Below are 20,468 nucleotides of genomic sequence, written 5' to 3'. Positions count from 1 at the left end.
TCGTTATAAGTTTTTTAAAGCTTCTTTAATAATGGTCTCTACACTGGCTTCGGGCTGTTGTGTCACTATTCTATCTACGACTCTCTCGGCTTGCTTTCTTGCAAATCCAAGAACTTCTAATGCAGATAACGCTTCATCTTTACTTGTATTGCTTTTTGTGTTTGAAAGTTCGTCAATGTCAAACACTTTTAAGATTTTGTCTTTCAGGTCTAAAATAACTCGAGCTGCTGTTTTGGCTCCTATTCCTTTAACAGATTGAATTAATCCAACATCTCCATGAGCTATGCCTTCTCTTACTTGCTCGGGCGTCAATGAAGACAACATGGTTCTTGCTGTGCTTGCTCCCACACCATTGACTGAAATCAACATTTTAAAGAGCTCACGCTCTGCAAGCGACGAAAACCCATACAACGTATGTGAATCCTCCTTGACGATAAGGTGCGAATAAAGTTTTAGATTTTCTTGATTGGGTATTTGAGAGTAGGTATGCAATGAGATATTCAATAAATATCCCACACCATTGCAGTCAATTACAACATCAGTCGGATTTTTTTCAACAAGCTTCCCTTGAATATGAGTAATCATGTAATGGCTTTCGTTAAAGTCTCAAATGTAATAAAATTATTTGCATTACAAAGTTGATTCTCTTTCTAAAGAGGCTTTTAATTCTTGTTCTTTTTTCTCTTTTTGTTGTGCATCAATAACGGCTATTGCAGTCATGTTAACAATCTCATCGACACTTGCTTCCAACTGCAGAATATGAACTGGCTTTCTCATACCCATCATAATTGGGCCGATAGATTCAGATTTGTTCAATTCCTTAAGTAATTTATAAGTGATGTTTGCAGCCTCAAGATTAGGGAAAATTAAAGTATTTACCTTTTTACCAACCAATTTTGAGAACGGAAAGACTTCTTTGAGCATATCGCCATTAAGAGCAAAGTCTGTTTGCAGTTCACCATCGATAATCAAATCTGGATGTGACTCGTGCAACATCGCCACGGCCTGTCTGACTTTGCTGGCACGAGGATTTGGCGAGGAACCAAAATTGGCATAAGAAATCATGGCAATGACAGGTTCCATTCCAAACATACGGACAGTTCTAGCGGTCATCAAGGCTATTTTTGCCAATTCTTCAGCAGTCGGATCAATGTTTATGGATGTGTCACTCAAAAACATTGGTCCACGTTGGGTCATCATCAAATTTGTGGCTGCAGCACGAGAGGCGTTTTTTGCCAATCCTATTAATTCTAACATCGGTTTGAAGACGCTCGGATAGCTACGGGAATATCCTGAAATAAGAGCATCAGCATCTCCTTCATTAACCATCATAGCAGCAAAATAATTGCGCTCTCTCAATACTTTTTCAGCTGAATATAAGGTGACACCTTTACGTTTACGTTGTGACCAATAAACTTCTGCATACCTGTTTCGGCGTTCTTCTTCTTCGTCTGATTTTGGATCTATGATTTCAACATCGGCATCGAATTCAATTTCAGCCATCAATTGCTGAATGGTTTCTTTTCTACCAAGTAAAATTGGAGTTGCGATACCTTCATCATAAGCAATTTGAGCTGCCTTTACAACATCAAGTTGATCTGCTTCGGCATAAATCACTCTTTTCGGATCCATCTTCGCACGATTGGTCAGCAATCTCACTATTTTGTTGTCAGAGCCCAAACGTTCCATCAAAGTTTCCTCATACTTTTCCCAATCAAGAATTGGTTCTTTTGCAACACCACTTTCCATAGCAGCTTTTGCCACAGCAGGTGGTACTTCTGCAATCAACCTTGGGTCGAAAGGTTTTGGTATGATATAATCTTTTCCAAACGTCAAACGGGTTTCACCATAGGCAATGTTCACCTGTTCTGGTACTGGTTCTTTAGCCAATTTCGCAAGTGCTTTTACGGCTGCCATTTTCATGGCTTCGTTTATTTTTGTAGCTCTCACATCAAGAGCACCTCTGAATATAAATGGAAAACCAAGGACATTATTCACTTGGTTAGGATGGTCGCTGCGACCAGTTGCCATGATAATATCATCTCTTGTATCGATAGCCAATTGATACTCAATCTCTGGATTTGGATTTGCCATTGCAAACACGATTGGATTAGCAGCCATTGACTTCAACATTTCTGGCGAAACGATATCAGCCGTTGACAAACCAATAAATACATCAGCGTCAATCATAGCCTCATCCAGAGAATCTATTTTGCGATGGGTAGCAAATTCTCCCTTTTCAACCGAAAGATTTTCTCTATCCTGACGAATCACACCTTTACTATCCAGCATAACCATATGTTCTCTCTTGGCACCAAATGATTGGTATAAACGAGAACAAGAAATTGCTGCCGCACCAGCACCACTGATAACGATACGAACTTCTTCTATCTTTTTATCAGCAAGTTCCAAAGCATTCAACAAAGCTGCAGCTGAAATAATGGCTGTTCCATGTTGATCGTCGTGCATTACGGGAATATCAAGTTCTTCTTTTAATCTTCTTTCTATTTCAAACGCTTCTGGAGCTTTAATGTCTTCCAGATTAATTCCTCCAAACGTAGGAGCAATATTCTTTACGGTTTGAATGAATTCCTCAACGTTTTCGGTATCAACTTCTATATCGAACACATCAATGTCAGCAAAGATTTTGAACAACAATCCTTTCCCTTCCATTACAGGTTTTGATGCTTCTGGGCCAATATTCCCCAAACCTAAAACCGCCGTTCCGTTTGAAATTACGGCCACTAGATTTCCCTTTGTAGTGTATTTGTAAACGTTGTTCTTGTCTTTTTCAATTTCGAGACAAGGTTCTGCAACGCCTGGTGAATACGCCAAGGATAAATCTCTTTGTGTTGCGTATTTTTTGGTTGGAACAACTTTTATTTTTCCTGGCGTTGGTTTAGCATGATAGACCAATGCTTCTCTCCGTCTGCTTTGTTTGCTCATTATTGTTGATTGTAGTGAATAACAAATATAAGAAATAGTGAAGCTACAAAGATTCTGCAAACATTGAATTAATCCAATTTTTTAAGACAAAATATTATCGTTGAATTATAGAGCGGAACATCTTTTAAGCTAAAAATTAAATTGAATATATAAATGCCATCATTTAGATTTTAATACATTTGAGTCTTAATCTGGCTCATTTTTAATTTATGACGAAAGGGACTGTACTTTTTCTTATTATCTATTTCAGCCTCTATATCCAGGGTTTTTCTCAAGAAAAACAGACTCAAACTGATTCTACTAACATCTACGAAAAGATTGAAGACTATTCAAAAAGAAGCAAAACCACAAAATTTCTGCATCGATTATTATTCAAATCCACAAAAAAAAGACCCAAAAGGCAGCAAACACAGTCCAAGCAACAAAATTTATCTCGGTTTGAGGGAAAAATCATTAGGAACATTCATATCAACACACACGACCCTTTTGGGTTTTCCTTCACTGATTCAACAGAAACGGCCAACAGTTGGCTTGAAAAGACCGGAAATAATATTCATGTAAAATCCAAAAAGTTCACTATCAGAAACTTTTTGTTGTTCAAGCAAGATATGCCCTTGGATATCGTTGCCGTTGAAGAATCGGAACGTTTGTTACGTGCTCAAAACTTTATACGAAGTGTTGAGTTTGACGTAAAAAATGTTGGAATGACCAGAGATTCTGTAGATGTCTATATTGATGTTTTAGACTCTTGGAGCATCATACCTAAAGTCGATTTATCTACGACGGAATCAAATTTGCGTCTAAGAGAGCGGAATTTTATTGGCTTTGGACATCAGTTTGATACTGGCATCAATACACGTTTGGATGACGGAAAAAACGGTTATAATTTGAGATACACCATTCCAAACTTTAAAAATACGTTTATCAGAACTACCTTTGGATATCGCATAGACCTCAATAATTTTTATGGAAAATTCTTCAGTATTAGCAGACCTTTTTATTCTCCTTTGACAAAATGGGCTGGAGGAATTTATCTAGATGAACAATTTCGAAGAGAGCCACTTCCCAATGATGAACTCATTAGCAATGATCAAAATTTCAAATATCTCTCACAAGATGTTTGGTTAGGAAGATCGTTTAAATTTTTCAGTGGAAATTCAGAAAAAGAACGCACCACCAACTTTGTCAGCGCCATCAGATTATTACATTTAGATTATAAGGAAACACCAAGCGTTGAGTTTGATAGTATCAGTTATTTTTCGAATGAGACCTTTGTTTTGGGCAGTTTTGGTATTTCTTCAAGACAATTTATTCAAGATGCGTTTATTTTTAGGGATGGCATTACTGAAGATGTCCCGATTGGGACAGTTTATGCAGTAACACCAGGTATACAGCGCAAAAACAAAACGAATCGTTTTTACGTAGGCGCAAGAATTTCTCACGGCAACTACTTTAAATGGGGCTATTTAAGTACCAATATGGAATTTGGAACATTTTTGGACAAAGGCCGAATGCGACAAACTGCCTACTCGTTTCAAGCTAATTATTTTACTAATTTGATTGATTTGGGAGACCGCTGGAAGTTACGCCAATTTGTAAAGCCTCAATTTTTGATTGGAACCAATCGTCTTAATTCCGTAGGAGACCGATTGGTTTTAGGCGAAAATAATCGCTTTCAAGGAGTTTATGGTAATGAAGTACAAAGAGAAAACAGTGCAGGCATCCCAGGATTCGACAGTGACATTATGGGAACGAAAAAATATGTTCTGTCGCTACAGACACAATTTTATTCACCTTGGGAAGTTTTGGGTTTCCGTTTGAATCCATTTGTCAATGTTTCTGCTGGATTACTTGGAATGGAAGGCCGTAACATTACTACAAGTAGATTATATTCTGCCTTTGGTCTTGGTTTCATCGTTCGAAACGATTATTTGGTGTTTAGTTCATTTCAATTGTCATTCTCCTATTATCCATCAATTCCTGGTCAAGGTGACCATATTTTTGACACCAATTCATTTGAGACCGAAGATTTTGGGTTTCAAAGTTTTGAACTCGGAAGACCTTCTCCTATTTGGTATAACTAATCTTTAATGAAATTGATGTTTCGCTTTAATCCTTCAAATTTTGTGCGTTTTACAGCCGATTTTTGAAATAATTCCTTGAAAACATCTTCAGTGATTTCTTCCCAATCCTTTTTGGTCATCGACAGCAAATCAGGATGCGGATTGAACAACGGTTCATTATGAGGTTTGGAAAAACGATTCCAAGGACAAACATCTTGACATACGTCACAACCGAACATCCAGTCATCAAATTTGCCTTTGAATTCCGATGGAATATTCTCTTTAAGTTCGATTGTAAAATAGGAAATGCATTTACTACCATCTACCACATATGGCTCGACTATGGCTTGTGTAGGACAAGCGTCGATACATTTGGTACAAGTTCCGCAATGGTCAGTGGTCGGTAAATCATATTCGAGTTCTAAATCGATGATGAGTTCAGCAATGAAATAAAAAGAACCTACTTGTTGCGTCAACAGATTACTATGTTTACCTATCCAACCCAAACCAGATTTGGCTGCCCAAGCCTTGTCCAACACTGGAGCAGAATCCACAAACGCTCGTCCGTGCACTTCGCCTATTTCTTCTTGTATAAAATGCAACAACTGTTTCAACTTATCCTTGATAACAAAATGGTAATCGGTTCCGTAGGCATATTTTGATAGCTTGTAGCTGTTGACCGTTTGCTCTTGGCTCGGATAGTAATTCAACAATAGTGAAATGACACTTTTTGAATCTTCAACCAATTTTGTTGGGTCAAGGCGCTTATCAAAGTGATTTTCCATATAGTGCATCTCACCTTGCATATTCTTATTAAGCCAATTTTCCAAACGTGGTGCTTCTTCCTCTAAAAATTGCGCCTTACTGATACCACAAGAAATAAATCCCAAACGTTTTGCTTCAGATTTAATCAATTGACTATATTTTGATTTGTTTTCAATCATTAATGTCTTTCCTCAAATCTCAAAAATGCATTTTTTGGCTTCAATGTTATCAAAGGGTTGAGTTCGATGGATTCAAATTTTGGAGCAATTTTATAATTCCGAATCAACTCTGTGATGGCTAGAATCATTTCAAACATCGCAAAATTATTGCCAATGCATTTGCGAGGACCAGCCCCAAAAGGATAGTATTGAGAGGAAAATTTGCGTCCGCCTTCTTCAAATCTTTCAGGTTTAAAACTATCCGCATCTTCCCATAATTTTGGATGACGATGGATTTCATAAATCGAAAAGAGCAAATTGGAACCCTTCTTAAAATTCATTCCATTAAAACTGTCATCTTCTACATTTACTCGGTCGATAAAATAAGCTGGTGGATAGAGACGCATCGCCTCTTCAATTACCTGTTGGCATACTTTCGAAGACATTACAAATGCCATTAAATCATCTGTTGCTTCATTGGATTTTAGCTCATCATAAATCTTCTCTTGCCATTCTGGATGCAAGGCCAATAATTGTGCTGTAAATGTCAAGGCATTTGACGTTGTTTCGTGACCAGCTGTAAACAAAATCAATATTTCGTCAATCAATTGTTCTTCGTCCATACTACTGCCATCTTCATACTTGGCATCCAAAAGCATATCCAATAAATCATCAAAGCGATGGTTTGATTCACGTCTTTCATTGACCATCTTTTTTAGAATTTGTCGCGCTTCTTGAGTCAATTCGATATGAGCTTGCAACGTGCCTCCAATTTTAAACCACCAACCCAAATAGGGCTGACGAAGTTCTCTGACCAACATTTTTTGGGCCGCTTCAGTAATAAATTGGAGTCGTTTGATATCTTCATTATTGGCAGCACTGCTGAACAATGATTTCACAACCGTTTGAAATGCCAAATCATTGAACACTGGGAACACGTCCATTGTATTGGCAACTTGTATTTGCTGATATTCCTTTTGAATTGCGGAAAGAATGCTTCCTAATAAATTTGCAAGATGCTTCTTATGGAAGGCTGGCTGAATCAGTTGACGTTGTTTCTTCCAAAGTTCACCTTCAGAAGTCAATAAACCTTTACCAACATATTTAGTTAAATCTTCTGTTTGAATTTTAGATTTGACGTAATTTTTTTGATTTTTTTGAAGAACATATTCGGCCAACCCTGCATCTCGTGAAAAAATAACGTGTTTGTTGAAACCTATGTTCAGAATAAATACATCGCCTTTTTCAGTAAAGTTTTTATGATGAAATGGCAACGGATTTTTAAGAATATTGAGAGCATTTTTCAAAAATCGAAGGGTCGAAACTTTCGGTATGTTGTCGGTTTCACTCAAAATTTGATTCGATATGCATTAAAAAAGTCCTCCCTGTATTCCTCCTTTGATTTTGCCCAGATGTTTGTATGCCAGTTCTGTCACTTCACGACCACGAGGTGTCCTCATTATAAAACCTTGTTGAATCAGAAAAGGCTCGTAAACCTCTTCTAGGGTTTCAGCACTTTCACTGACAGCCGTTGCAAGCGTCGTAATACCTACAGGACCACCCTTAAATTTATCAATAATGGTAGTCAATATTTTATTATCCATCTCATCCAATCCGTGAGCATCGACATTGAGCGCTTTTAAGGCAAACTTCGCAATGGCAATATCAATTTTTCCGTTTCCTTTGATTTGCGCAAAGTCGCGAACACGACGCAGCAATGCATTTGCAATTCGAGGCGTTCCTCGGCTACGACCTGCAATTTCGACGGCAGCTTCCATAGAAATTGGAACGTTTAAAATCGAAGCACTTCTCTGTACGATAGTTGTTAGCAATTCAGTACTATAATATTGTAACCTGCTTTGTATACCGAAACGAGCACGCATTGGCGATGTCAATAAACCAGAGCGCGTGGTGGCACCAATCAGTGTAAATGGATTAAGATTGATTTGAACTGTACGCGCATTAGGTCCGGATTCAATCATAATATCAATCTTATAATCTTCCATTGCTGAATACAAATATTCTTCAACAATTGGGCTCAACCGATGGATTTCATCAATAAACAAGACATCGCGTTCATCAAGATTGGTCAAAAGACCAGCCAAGTCTCCAGGTTTATCTAAAACAGGACCTGAAGTAACTTTGATACCAACATTTAATTCGCTCGCCAGAATATGTGCCAACGTAGTTTTCCCCAAACCTGGTGGTCCGTGAAACAAGGTATGGTCCAAAGCTTCACTCCGAAGATTGGCAGCTTTAACAAACACTTGAAGATTTTCCAAAACCTGATCCTGACCAGTAAAATCATCAAATGATAATGGTCTTAACTTCTTTTCAACGTCTAATTCTTCTGGTGAATAATGCTCGTTAGATGGATTCAGGTTGTCATTCATAGTAAAACAAAGATAAACAAAAAGCCTCTCTAAATTAGAAAGGCTTTATCTATATGTTTTTTTTAATTATTAGTGTTGAAGCTCTTCTTCACCTTCCAATAATGGTACATTCTGCATCACAAAATCATCATCATGACCTGGCTTACTGTAATCATAAGACCAACGATAAACATGAGGGATCTCTCCTGGCCAATTACCATGGATATGCTCTACTGGAGTAGTCCACTCTAGAGTAGTAGATCTCCATGGATTTTGAGGAGCTCTCTTTCCATAGAAAATGCTCACAAAGAAATTATATAAGTATACCAATTGAAATACACCTCCTACAAGTGCAAACACAGTAATGATGACATTCACATTTGCCAAATCATCAAATAATGGGAAGTTAGAGTTGGTATAATAACGTCTTGGAAGACCAGCCATACCTATAAAGTGCATTGGGAAGAATACACCATAAGCACATATTGCCGTTACCCAGAAATGTAAATATCCAAGGTTTTTGTTCATCATACGTCCAAACATCTTTGGATACCAATGGTAAATACCTGCAAACATTCCATAAAGTGCAGATATACCCATCACCAAGTGAAAGTGAGCAACTACGAAATAAGTATCGTGAACGTTGATATCTAACGCACTGTCGCCAAGAATGATTCCTGTTAAACCACCTGTGATAAATGTTGATACAAAACCTATTGAAAATAACATCGCAGGATTCATCTGTAAGTTACCCTTCCATAAGGTTGTAATCCAGTTGAAGGCTTTAACCGCCGACGGAATCGCAATCAGTAAGGTTGTAAAGGTAAATACTGATCCAAGGAATGGATTCATTCCGGAAATAAACATGTGGTGACCCCAAACAATTGTAGACAAAAATGCAATTGCTAAAATTGAAGCAATCATCGCTCTATATCCAAATATTGGTTTTCTTGAGTTGGTGGCCATAATTTCCGATACCAATCCCATCGCTGGAAGGATTACAATGTAAACCTCTGGATGCCCCAAGAACCAAAACAAGTGTTCAAATAATACTGGTGAACCTCCTTGATAGTGTAATACTTCACCTTGTATGAAAATATCCGAAAGGAAAAATGATGTTCCAAAACTTCTGTCCATTATCAACAATAATGCCGCTGATAGTAATACAGGGAATGAAATAACACCAATGATTGCAGTGATAAAGAACGCCCAGATAGTCAAAGGCAAACGAGTCATTGACATTCCTTTGGTGCGAAGGTTAATAACTGTTACAATATAATTCAAAGACCCTAATAACGACTGTGCGATAAATATCGCCATTGACACAAGCCACAGCGTCATACCAAGTCCAGAGCCTGCTTGAGCCATAGGAAGTGCGCTCAACGGAGGATAAATAGTCCATCCCGCAGCCGCTGGTCCAGCCTCAAGAAACAATGAGATTATCATGATCACACAAGAAGCAAAGAATATCCAAAAAGAAAGCATGTTGAGGAAGCCAGATGCCATATCTCGTGCTCCAATTTGCAATGGAATCAAAAGGTTACTAAACGTACCACTCAATCCTGCAGTCAATACAAAGAATACCATGATGGTACCATGAATTGTTACCAATGCCAAATAAATATCAGCGTCCATAACACCTTCCGGAGCCCATTTGCCCAATAAAGCCTCAAACAATACATTTGGCTCTTCAGGCCAAGCAATCTGCATACGGAACATCATTGACATCATTACGCCAATAACACCCATAATTGTACCAGTGATCAAATATTGTTTAGCAATCATTTTATGATCTTGGCTAAATATATACTTGGTTACAAAGGTTTCTTTGTGATGATGTCCGTGATCGTCGTCGTGTGCGTGAGTATCTACTGCGTGTGTTGACATAATCTATCTATACTTTATTAAGACTTTTATTCTGTTACTGTTGTGTTGGTTCTACCTCCACTACTTCTACCGTTGCCTCTTCAGTGCTATCCTTAGGTTCTGGTGTCATTGATGCTTTGAAAGTTTGTTGTTCTTTTAACCAAGCGTCATATTCTTCTTGGGTTTCTACAACAATTTTCATTTGCATATTGTAGTGAGATTTTCCACATATTTTATTACACAAAAGCAAATAATCAAATGTGTAAGGATCTAAAGCTGGTTTACCTTCTTTAGCCAATTCTTTACTTTTTTCTCTTCTGATTTCATTGATATGCTGCACCTTATCAATCATATCAGGATTTTCTCTCATTTCTTTAGTAGTAATGGTTGGTGTAAATGCAAACTGGGTGATCATACCAGGAACACAGTTCATTTGTGCTCTAAAATGTGGCATGTAAGCAGAGTGCAAAACGTCTTGCGAACGCATTTTGAATAAAATTGGGCGTCCAACAGGAAGGTGCAATTCTTTGGTCACAACATCGTCTTGTGCATTAGGATCTGATTCATCAATACCAAGGATATTTGCTTTATCGATATCAATCAATCTCACATTTGCCATACCAAGTACATTGTCTTCACCTGCGTAACGAGCAGTCCAGTTGAACTGTTGTGCATAAAGTTCCACAACCATAGGATCATCATCCTCATTAACGTTCATTATACTCGTCCAAGTGAACAAACCATAAATAATCAATCCTGCCAAAACAATAACCGGTATGATAGTCCAAATAGCTTCAAGGGTATTGTTATCGGCATAGAATAGTGCTTTTTTACCTTTTTCACCTCTGTATTTGTAAGCGAAATAATGTAAAATAAATTGAGTCACTGTTTGCACAAAGAAAATTATGACCATAGAAATGATCATCAAATTGTCTATTCCGGGTCCATGTTCTGAAGCAGCATTTGACATCAATGGCAAATCTCCCCATTTCACAAAGCAAATAATAGTGATGATATAGATAAAAGCCAAGAAGCCCATCATCAAATACCCATTGATTTTATTGTCATAGTCTGTCGCTACACCTGAAGTATCAGATATGGAACTGGTTTGAGCCAAATCAAATATCTTAATCATTTGCCAAATCGCAACCGCTACAAAAAGTACTATTATAATCGTTAAAAAAGCAGTCATTGTCGTTTCTCTTCTTTAAATATTGTTATTAATAATGGAAATGTTCACTTTCGTGAATGAATGGATTTCTTTTCGCAACTAACGGAGCTTTTGTCAAGGCAGTGAATACTACTAGCAAGAATAATCCACCAAATAATAAAATTGAACCAATTTCCGGGATGCCTATAAACCATCTATCCCCAACGGTTGCAGGCATGATCATGTTGAAAATATCAATATAATGTCCAAACAAAATCACAATACCAGCCATAATGACAAACCAATTAATTCGTTTGTAATCGCTATTCATTAACATTAATAATGGAAAAATGAAATTCATAACTAACATTCCGAAAAATGGCAATTTGTAATCATTGATACGTGTGACGAAATATGTTACCTCTTCTGGAATATTTGAATACCAAATCAACATAAATTGAGAGAACCATAAATACGTCCAAAAAATACTGAATCCAAACATGAATTTGGCCAAATCATGTATATGACTGTCGTTAACCTGCGGTAAAACACCTTTACCTTTCAAATACATAGTTGTCATAGCAATCACAGTTACAGCACTTACTACCATACTTGCAAACACATACCAGCCAAACAAGGTACTGAACCAGTGTGGATCTACACTCATGATCCAATCCCAAGCCATCATTGATTCTGTATAGATGTAGAATACTAAAAATCCTGCAGAAATACGAAATGCTTTTTTGAAGTTTCTGTTATCCCCTTCTTCGGCATTGTCTTGTGCAATGGAAAATTTACGAGCAAAATGACGATATAGACACCATCCACCAATAAAGATGATGGCTCTAATTGTAAATCCTGTGATATTTAACCAACCAGACTTTCCTTGAATTAATTTATCATCTTTTACAACATCTTCGTTCATCCAAATGAAAATTTCATTGTGATGACCTATAAAATGAGAACCCAATGCGATAGCCACTACAATAATGGCACCTGGTAATAAATATGCCGTGATTCCTTCCATTATTCTAAATAATAATGGTGACCATCCTGCTTGTGCTGCAATTTGAATTGCATAAAATGCTAATGCACCTAAAGCAATCATCATGAAGAAAAATGCTGCAACATATAGTGCAGACCAAGGCCTTTTTGCCATTTGCTCCTGCACATGCGCCGCATGCTCATCGTGGCCAGCTTCGCTGTGTTCTAGATTGCTATGTTCTTCACCTGAAGCATTATGAGCATCATCATCCGCGTGTTCTTCTGATGTAGAACTCATTGCGTCCGTATGCATAGCACTCTCTTCGGTACCTTCAGTATGTGCGCTTTCTGAATGGTTAGTTTCTTCAGCTTCATGAGTGGTTTCATTATGATCCATTGAAGTAACATCATGAGATTCTGAAGCTACTCCATGACCTCCACCATGTGCTGAATGTTCTTCAGCAAGCATCGTCTTAACTTCATCAAGTGTTTTGTGAGATGTCATAAATCCAACCGCCACACCTAAAGCTCCCAATACAATAAGGATAATCGAAAATATCTTTAATCTATTTGAAATTGTATACATATCTAAATTGAATCTTTAACAGTCTGACTTCCACCTAATTCTGATTTTAACTTCATGACATAGTTCACAACTTGCCATCTTTCTTCTTCGTTCAATTGGTTTGCATAAGAACCCATAGCATTTCTACCGTAATAAATCACATGATAAATGCTACCAGGTGTCAAAGTTCTTCCAGCATCATTATAAGCAGGAACACCCAATATTTTTTCTCTTTTGACCAAATTGCCTTGACCGTCTCCTTTGTTACCATGACAAATACCACAATAGATTCCGTATAATTGACCAGCTCTAACTTCATCAATTTGTGTCGAATCCAAGGGGCTTGTTAGAGTAGCTTTGGCCAATTCATATCCTTCATTAGTGTTGTCTATTTCATATAAATCATGACCTCTTGCAATGGAACCTTCAGCAGGTAATTTAGCTTCCATATTATTAGGAAGAAAATCAACCTCACTGTAAGCTTCATAACCAACAGGCTCATACATGTTCGGCATAAATTGATAATTTGGTCTTGAGTCCTTTTTACATGATGCAAAAGAGATCAATACAACCATCAACAATGTTATTTTAAATAAGCTCTTCATATCTATATTAATGTGCTTTATCAATTAATGTGATTTCAACTGCACCTGTATTTCTCAATATATCAAACTGTTCGTCTACATTGTGTGCTGCAGCAATTTCCATCAAGAAGTGATCGTCAGTAGTTCTGACGTCAGGGTTTTCAGCTTTTTTGAAAGGCCACATTTTACTTCTTAAATAAAAAGTAATCACCATCAAGTGCGCAGCAAAAAATACCGTAAGCTCAAACATGATTGGTACAAACGCAGGCATATTTTCGATGTAACTAAAACTAGGTTTACCACCTATGTTTTGTGGCCAATCTTTAATCATAATGAAATTCATCATAACAATAGCCACAGTCAGACCAACACATCCATATAAGAAGGAGGCGATTGCAATACGTGTAGGTGCCAATCCCATTGCTTTATCTAAACCGTGAACAGGGAAAGGTGTATATATTTCTTCTATATGATAACGCTCTGCCTTCACTTTTTTGACTGCAGCCATTAAAACGTCATCATCTGTATAAATAGCGTGAATAACTTTTGAAGAATCTTCCATACTATTATTTGTTGTTTATTAATAATTTAGCCTGTCCAGCCCAATCATCACGCTCTGCCCTTCCAGGGAAAGATGCCGTGATTTCGTCCAACAAGTCATATTCTCTTTTAGTCATTTTACTTACTTGTAAGTAAGAGTAAATTCCGATACCGTTCAAGACTTCTTCCATTTTAGGTCCAACACCATTGATTTTTTTCAAATCATCTTTGGTTTGTGTTGCAGGATCAAAAGTTCCTAATCCTCCCAATAATTTGTTGATTGCTTCAGGATCATGCGGTTTGGCAGTTGAATCTTCCTTGACTCTTGGAGTTCCAGAATGCGGAACGACTTTATGAGTACGCTCGTCTGAACCAGTTCCAACCAAACTATCGCCTCGCTCTCTAATTTTTTTGTAACGCTCACCTGATGACTTCAGAATAGTTTTCACCTCCGCTTGTGCTATCACAGGGAATGTACGTGAGTACAACAAGAATAATACAAAGAAGAATCCAATGGTTCCTATGAAGATTCCAATATCCACAAATGTTGGCGAGAACATTGTCCAAGAAGATGGTAGATAGTCTCTGTGCAATGAGGTCACGATAATTACAAAACGCTCAAACCACATCCCCACGTTTACGACAATTGAGATAAAGAATGAGAACATGATACTTGTACGCAATTTTTTGAACCACATAAACTGTGGAGAGAATACGTTACAAGACATCATCATCCAATAAGCCCAAGCGTAAGGGCCTGTAGCTCTATTCAAGAAAGCATACTGCTCATACTCCACTCCAGAATACCAAGCGATGAATAGCTCTGTGATGTAAGCTACACCAACAATTGAACCAGTAATCATGATGACGATGTTCATCAATTCGATATGTTGTACAGTAATGTAATCTTCTAGATTGCATACTTTACGCATGATAATTAATAGAGTGTTCACCATAGCGAATCCAGAGAAAATCGCTCCAGCAACGAAGTATGGAGGGAAAATAGTGGTATGCCAACCAGGTATTACCGAAGTGGCAAAGTCAAATGATACAATCGTGTGAACCGAAAGTACAAGTGGTGTAGCCAAACCTGCAAGAACTAATGATACTTCTTCAAAACGTTGCCAATCTTTTGCCCTTCCAGACCATCCAAAACTCAATAGAGAGTATATTTTCTTTTGAAAAGGTTTAACCGCTCTGTCTCGAATCATAGCGAAATCTGGCAACAAACCTGTCCACCAGAATACCAATGATACTGAAAGATATGTTGAAATCGCGAACACGTCCCAAAGTAATGGTGAGTTGAAATTCACCCAAAGAGAACCAAATTGATTAGGAATAGGCAGTACCCAATATCCTAACCAAGGACGACCCATGTGAATGATTGGGAACAATCCAGCTTGAACAACTGAAAAGATAGTCATCGCTTCCGCAGAACGGTTAATTGCCATTCTCCATTTTTGACGGAATAGTAAAAGTACCGCTGAAATCAAGGTTCCCGCATGACCGATACCTACCCACCAAACGAAGTTGGTAATATCCCAAGCCCAACCAACAGTTTTGTTTAGACCCCAAACTCCAATTCCTGTAGAAATGGTATAAATGATACATCCAATTCCCCAAAGGAAGGCAACTAGTGATATAGAAAATACTATCCACCATGCTTTATTGGCTTTTCCTTCTACAGGTCTTGCAACATCCACACTGACATCGTGGTATGATTTTTCACCTGTAACTAAAGGTCTTCTAATAGGTGCTTCGTAATGAGACGCCATAATTCGTTTATAGTTTCTAAATTAATTTAAGCTTCAGTTGTATTTCTCACTTTCACATGATACTGGACGTTTGGTTTTGTACCAACACTTTCCAACAAGTGATACATACGATTATCTTCTTTAAGTTTTGCAACTTTACTTTCTTTATCATTGATATCACCGAAAACCATGGCACCACTTCCACAAGCTGCAGAACATGCGGTTTGAAACTCACCATCTTTGATTTCGCGTCCATCACGCTTTGCATCCAATATCGTCTTTTGAGTTTTTTGGATACACATAGAACATTTCTCCATCACACCACGAGAACGAACTACTACATCAGGATTCAATACCATACGGCCTAAATCATCATTCATGAAGTAATCAAACTCATCATTTTTGTTGTACAAGAACCAGTTGAAACGACGTACTTTGTAAGGACAGTTGTTGGCGCAATAACGGGTACCAACACATCGGTTATAAGCCATATGGTTTTGACCTTGACGACCGTGAGAAGTTGCAGCCACAGGACAAACAGTTTCACAGGGCGCATGATTACAGTGCTGACACATCACAGGTTGAAACGCTACTTGTGGATTATCCATTGCGGCAGATTCCATTTCATTGAATCCTCCAAGTGATCCATTATCACCGAATAGCCCAGAGAAATTATCTTTTTTCTCGTTATCCTGCTCAAAAGTATCTTCAGAAGAATAATATCTGTCAATACGTAACCAATGCATATCTCTACTACGTCTTACCTCTTCTTTACCCACTACAGGAACATTGTTTTCGGAATGACAAGCAATGACACAAGCACCACAACCTGTACAAGCATTTAAATCAATTGAAAGATTAAAATGATGACCGATGGAACGATCGAATTCATCCCATAAATCAACATCTGGTGAGGTTACTGGTGTTTCGATATGATTCAAAGACACCATAGGAACTGCATTCCAATAACTTCTATCTTTTGTGTTGAAAATTTCAAGAGTAGTTTCTCTTATAATATCACCACGACCCATTAAGGTATTGTGTAATTGCACGCAGGCAAATTCATGTTCTCCTGAAACCACTTTCAAAGCCGCTCCAGTTTGCGTTGCATTAAAATCTTTATAAAATTTGTAGCCGCTTTTTCCGGTTTGCATTTCTTCCTTCAAACCTTTTTTACGACCATATCCAAATGACAACCCAATAGATCCAACAGCCTGTCCTGGTTGAATAATTACTGGTAGTGTTTCTTTGACACCGTTGATTGTCAATTCTACTATACTACTGTTTAAGCCACCATCGGCAACATGCCAATTTTTGATACCTAATTTTTCAGCATCCGCTTTGGAAACAGTTAGATAGTTGTCCCAAGACACACGCGTAATTGGATCGGGAAACTCTTGCAACCATGGATTGTTAGCCTGTTGACCATCACCCATTCCTACTTTTGAATACAGTGTTAGTTCCAATCCTTCAGAACTTGTAGAAGCCAATGCTCTTGCAGCACTTCCAACCGAAACCGAAGTTGCTGAAACATTTTCTGAAGCATTTTCTGTAGATTCAGCATTTGTTGAAGACATTTCCTCTCCTAACAATGAAGCTACAGACAGACCTCCTGCTTTAAACACACCATCATGAAGTGCTTGGTTGAATGAACTTCCTCCTAAAACACTTGCGTTCCAAGTTTCCTTAATAAAATCATGATAGGTATTATCGCCATTTCCTGTCCATTTCAACAATGCATCTTGAAACTGTCTTGTATCAAATAAAGGACGAATGGTAGGTTGTGTTAAGGCGAAATGACCTTTTTTAAGCTCAACATCTCCCCAAGATTCTAAATAGTGAGGTGTCGCAGCTATATATTGTACTGCAGAACTTGTTTCATCCTCTTTCATGGAGAATGCGATGGATAATTCTAGCGATGAGTTTTTCAAACCTTCAGCAAAATCTGAAGCGTTTGGCAATGTATATAAAGGGTTAACTCCAAACATGATAATAGCACCAACTTTTCCAGCTTTCATATCTGAAACGAGGGCAGCAACTGCTTTATCATTACCCTGTCTTGTAGTGATTGGTGTTTTAGGATCAAATGCCTTGCTACCCAAAGCGGCATTAATTTCCAACGCAATGGCTTGTGCATTTACATCATTCAGACCCGTCACTAAAACGCCATTACTCCCCGCCTTCTTAAGTTCAGAAGCTGCTTTTTGAACGGCTTCATCTAGCTGTGCAGGCAATTCTGCGGAAACACCTTGACCTGTAATATAACTATATAATTTTGCTAAAGCTTTCTTTTGTTGACTAGGTGTTGCAGGAATTCGTTTATCGGCGTTTGCTCCTGACAAAGACATGTTTGCCTCAATCTGGATGTGGCGAGACATTTTCCCATTTTTTGGAATACGCCCTTGCGCATAGCCTGAATCGAAACCACCACCTTGCCAATCTCCCAAAAAGTCAGCGCCGACAGAGACAATTGTAGCGGCTTTGGAGAAATCGTAATTCGCCAAAGCACGCTCACCATATTTTGCCTGATAAGCATCCAAAGCAGCGGATTCAGAAATCGCATCATAGATCACATGACGTACGTTTCCGTATTTTTCTTTAAATGAGGCAATCAATTTTGCGGTGGATGGACTAGCAAAAGTTTGAGTTAACAAAACAATCTCTTTTCCAGCAACTTTAAGATCAGTTAATTTTTGATTGGTTTCTGCGTCGAAAGTACTCCAAGAAATTCTCTTTCCGTCTTTCATTGGGCCTTTAACCCTTAAACTATCATACAGTCCCAATACAGACGCATGCACTCGAGCATTAGCGCCAGAAGAGACCATATCATTATTTTCAATCTTGATAGGGCGTCCTTCGCGTGTTTTAACAAGAACACTTGCAAAATCAAAACCATCTGCAATAGTTGTTGCATAATAATTTGCCACACCAGGAATGATGCTTTCAGGTTGAACTACATAAGGAATAGATTTTATAACAGGTCCTTCACAAGCAGCAAGAGAGGCGGCAGCTGTACTAAAACCAACATATTTTAAGAAATCACGACGTGTAGTGGAAGACCCCTCCAAAGCAGATTTATTGCCCAAAAACTCATCGGTTGGAATTTCTGAAACAAACTCTTTGTGTTTAAGCGTCTCAACAATAGAGCTGTTTTCGTTTAGCTCTTCAACACTTTTCCAGTATTTCTTGTTTGATGACATATTTTTAATAGTTATTAGTTGTTAGTTATCGACTGAAAGTTTTCATCAAAGCCTTTAACTGTATCTTCAATTTATTAATAATGACATTTACCACATTCCAAACCACCCATTTGAGCAACAGTTAGCTTGTCTACACCATACTTTTTAGATAATTGTTCGTGTATTTTTGTGTAGTACTCATTGTCTTCAACCTTAACATTGGTTTCTCTGTGGCAGTTGATACACCAACCCATTGTCAATGGTGAGAATTGATACATTATTTCCATTTCTTCAACCGGACCATGACAGGTTTGACACTCAATGCCACCTACACTCACGTGTTGTGAATGATTGAAATAAGCAAAATCCGGAAGATTGTGAACTCTTATCCATTTAACAGGCTGTACGTCTCCTGAATATTTTTGCTCTGCAGGATTCCAGCCTACTGCTGTATATAATTTTTGAATTTCGGCATTATAGTCAACCCCATAGTCTTTTCCTTCAGCCAATGTTTCTGGAGCTACTTCTGAAATTGATTTATGACAGTTCATACACACATTTAAGGATGGAATACCAGAGTGTTTGCTAACTCTAGCTGAAGAGTGACAATACTTACAATCGATACCGTTATCGCCAGCATGGATTCTATGTGAATAATGGATTGGTTGAACAGGCTCATAACCCTGATCGACACCCACTTGCATTAAATAACCATATACAAAATATGCACTGGCTAACAATAAAATGATCACAGAAACTAAAACCAAGAATTGATTCTGAACAAATGCTCTCCAAACGGATATACCTTTTTCTTCCTCCGGAACAACCAGTCCTTTGGCATCTGCAAAACGTTTTAAAGTGCGTCTTACTAAAATCAATGCAGCAGCTAAAAGGCCAAACAATAATGCTAAAGCACCAAGAATTAATTTGTTTGAAGTTGCGTCTTCTCCAGAAGTCGATCCTCCTTCAGTTGGTCCATCTGGAGTAGGCGGAGCAGGAGGAGGTTCAGCTGTATAAGCCAAAATATCGGCAATATCTTGATCCGTCAACGTTGGAAAAGGAGTCATAATTGAATTATTATTCTCCTTAAAAATTTTATTAGCGTAAGCGTCTCCTGATTTGATAACTGCCGAACTGTTATGAATCCAGTTGGTAATCCAAGCTCTATCCAAGCCTTGTTCGTCTGCCAAGCGCTGCTCAATATTACGAAGCGCTGGACCAGTCATAGGACCGTCTAATTTGTGACATGCGGCACAGTTGGCATTAAACAACGATTTTCCTTTTGCGGGATCGCCTTCTTGGGCTTTAAGTGAAGTTGAAAACGTGAGTAATATTATAAATCCTAAACGAACTACCGTCGAGGTTAATTTACGGAGTATCACCTGTTGCATATTGTTAGTTGAATTATCTTTCAAACTTTGGTACGATTTTTTCATTAATTTGAAAAAAAAATACAGTTATAAAATCTCTCGCAAAAGTAATACTTAAAGTCCATTTGCGAAATGTTAGCGAACTGTTAATTGTTAATTTATAAAGATTCTA

At 37.9% G+C, this 20,468-nt stretch carries 14 protein-coding genes; 1 reads left to right on the top strand and 13 read right to left on the bottom strand.

Features of this window, described 5'->3' with window-relative positions; genetic code table 11:
- Window positions 1-3 precede the first annotated feature (3 nt).
- A complete protein-coding gene (gene ruvA, locus M0G43_RS04350; RefSeq protein WP_248023739.1) occupies window positions 4-585 on the bottom strand; it encodes a Holliday junction branch migration protein RuvA in 582 nt (193 codons plus the stop codon).
- Window positions 586-630: 45 nt separating this feature from the next.
- Window positions 631-2,946 (bottom strand): NADP-dependent malic enzyme, encoded by a 2,316-nt coding sequence (locus tag M0G43_RS04345; protein ID WP_248023738.1) that lies wholly within the window; start codon window positions 2,944-2,946, stop codon window positions 631-633.
- 209 nt (window positions 2,947-3,155) lie between these two features.
- On the opposite strand from M0G43_RS04345, the gene M0G43_RS04340 reads away from it, so the two are divergent.
- On the top strand, window positions 3,156-5,030 hold the full coding sequence (locus M0G43_RS04340; RefSeq protein WP_248023737.1) for a hypothetical protein: 1,875 nt from the start codon (window positions 3,156-3,158) through the stop codon (window positions 5,028-5,030).
- Here M0G43_RS04340 and queG read toward each other — a convergent pair.
- From queG to M0G43_RS04285, 11 genes are all read right to left on the bottom strand, one after another.
- On the bottom strand, window positions 5,027-5,953 hold the full coding sequence (queG, locus tag M0G43_RS04335) for a tRNA epoxyqueuosine(34) reductase QueG (protein WP_248023736.1): 927 nt from the start codon (window positions 5,951-5,953) through the stop codon (window positions 5,027-5,029). The two genes, M0G43_RS04340 and queG, sit on opposite strands and share 4 nt — an antisense overlap.
- Complete coding sequence (locus M0G43_RS04330; RefSeq protein WP_248023735.1) at window positions 5,953-7,284, bottom strand: cytochrome P450; 1,332 nt, start codon at window positions 7,282-7,284, stop codon at window positions 5,953-5,955. Before M0G43_RS04330 ends, queG begins: the two co-directional genes overlap by 1 nt.
- Window positions 7,285-7,302: 18 nt before the next feature.
- Entirely contained in the window at window positions 7,303-8,325 is a 1,023-nt protein-coding gene (ruvB, locus tag M0G43_RS04325) for a Holliday junction branch migration DNA helicase RuvB (protein ID WP_248023734.1), read from the bottom strand.
- Between the two features lie 69 nt (window positions 8,326-8,394).
- Window positions 8,395-10,191, bottom strand: a complete 1,797-nt coding sequence (locus tag M0G43_RS04320; protein WP_248023732.1) for a cbb3-type cytochrome c oxidase subunit I — start codon at window positions 10,189-10,191, stop codon at window positions 8,395-8,397.
- Between the two features lie 34 nt (window positions 10,192-10,225).
- Complete coding sequence (locus M0G43_RS04315; RefSeq protein WP_248023730.1) at window positions 10,226-11,362, bottom strand: cytochrome c oxidase subunit II; 1,137 nt, start codon at window positions 11,360-11,362, stop codon at window positions 10,226-10,228.
- Between the two features lie 28 nt (window positions 11,363-11,390).
- Window positions 11,391-12,890 (bottom strand): quinol:cytochrome C oxidoreductase, encoded by a 1,500-nt coding sequence (locus M0G43_RS04310; RefSeq protein ID WP_248023729.1) that lies wholly within the window; start codon window positions 12,888-12,890, stop codon window positions 11,391-11,393.
- A gap of 2 nt (window positions 12,891-12,892) precedes the next feature.
- Complete coding sequence (locus M0G43_RS04305; RefSeq protein ID WP_248023728.1) at window positions 12,893-13,474, bottom strand: c-type cytochrome; 582 nt, start codon at window positions 13,472-13,474, stop codon at window positions 12,893-12,895.
- Between the two features lie 7 nt (window positions 13,475-13,481).
- Complete coding sequence (locus M0G43_RS04300) at window positions 13,482-14,015, bottom strand: DUF3341 domain-containing protein (protein WP_248023727.1); 534 nt, start codon at window positions 14,013-14,015, stop codon at window positions 13,482-13,484.
- Window positions 14,016-14,019: 4 nt separating this feature from the next.
- Window positions 14,020-15,768 (bottom strand): NrfD/PsrC family molybdoenzyme membrane anchor subunit, encoded by a 1,749-nt coding sequence (gene nrfD, locus M0G43_RS04295; RefSeq protein WP_248023726.1) that lies wholly within the window; start codon window positions 15,766-15,768, stop codon window positions 14,020-14,022.
- 26 nt (window positions 15,769-15,794) lie between these two features.
- Window positions 15,795-18,947, bottom strand: coding sequence for a TAT-variant-translocated molybdopterin oxidoreductase (locus tag M0G43_RS04290; RefSeq protein ID WP_248023725.1), 3,153 nt, complete (start codon window positions 18,945-18,947; stop codon window positions 15,795-15,797).
- A gap of 74 nt (window positions 18,948-19,021) precedes the next feature.
- Window positions 19,022-20,317, bottom strand: coding sequence for a c-type cytochrome (locus M0G43_RS04285; protein WP_248023805.1), 1,296 nt, complete (start codon window positions 20,315-20,317; stop codon window positions 19,022-19,024).
- Window positions 20,318-20,468 lie beyond the last annotated feature (151 nt).

The organism is Subsaxibacter sp. CAU 1640, assembly GCF_023156585.1.
Lineage (GTDB): Bacteria > Bacteroidota > Bacteroidia > Flavobacteriales > Flavobacteriaceae > JBPOFM01.
This window is presented reverse-complemented; position numbering and strand designations above follow the sequence as displayed.

Excerpts from the sequence above, each read along its gene's own strand:
- ruvA (WP_248023739.1), bottom strand. The coding sequence starts at position 585 with ATGATTACTCATATTCAAGGGAAGCTTGTTGAAAAAAATCCGACTGAT.
- M0G43_RS04345 (WP_248023738.1), bottom strand. The coding sequence starts at position 2,946 with ATGAGCAAACAAAGCAGACGGAGAGAAGCATTGGTCTATCATGCTAAA.
- M0G43_RS04340 (WP_248023737.1), top strand. The coding sequence starts at position 3,156 with ATGACGAAAGGGACTGTACTTTTTCTTATTATCTATTTCAGCCTCTAT.
- queG (WP_248023736.1), bottom strand. The coding sequence starts at position 5,953 with ATGATTGAAAACAAATCAAAATATAGTCAATTGATTAAATCTGAAGCA.
- ruvB (WP_248023734.1), bottom strand. The coding sequence starts at position 8,325 with ATGAATGACAACCTGAATCCATCTAACGAGCATTATTCACCAGAAGAA.
- M0G43_RS04320 (WP_248023732.1), bottom strand. The coding sequence starts at position 10,191 with ATGTCAACACACGCAGTAGATACTCACGCACACGACGACGATCACGGA.
- M0G43_RS04315 (WP_248023730.1), bottom strand. The coding sequence starts at position 11,362 with ATGACTGCTTTTTTAACGATTATAATAGTACTTTTTGTAGCGGTTGCG.
- M0G43_RS04310 (WP_248023729.1), bottom strand. The coding sequence starts at position 12,890 with ATGTATACAATTTCAAATAGATTAAAGATATTTTCGATTATCCTTATT.
- M0G43_RS04305 (WP_248023728.1), bottom strand. The coding sequence starts at position 13,474 with ATGAAGAGCTTATTTAAAATAACATTGTTGATGGTTGTATTGATCTCT.
- M0G43_RS04300 (WP_248023727.1), bottom strand. The coding sequence starts at position 14,015 with ATGGAAGATTCTTCAAAAGTTATTCACGCTATTTATACAGATGATGAC.
- nrfD (WP_248023726.1), bottom strand. The coding sequence starts at position 15,768 with ATGGCGTCTCATTACGAAGCACCTATTAGAAGACCTTTAGTTACAGGT.
- M0G43_RS04290 (WP_248023725.1), bottom strand. The coding sequence starts at position 18,947 with ATGTCATCAAACAAGAAATACTGGAAAAGTGTTGAAGAGCTAAACGAA.
- M0G43_RS04285 (WP_248023805.1), bottom strand. The coding sequence starts at position 20,317 with ATGCAACAGGTGATACTCCGTAAATTAACCTCGACGGTAGTTCGTTTA.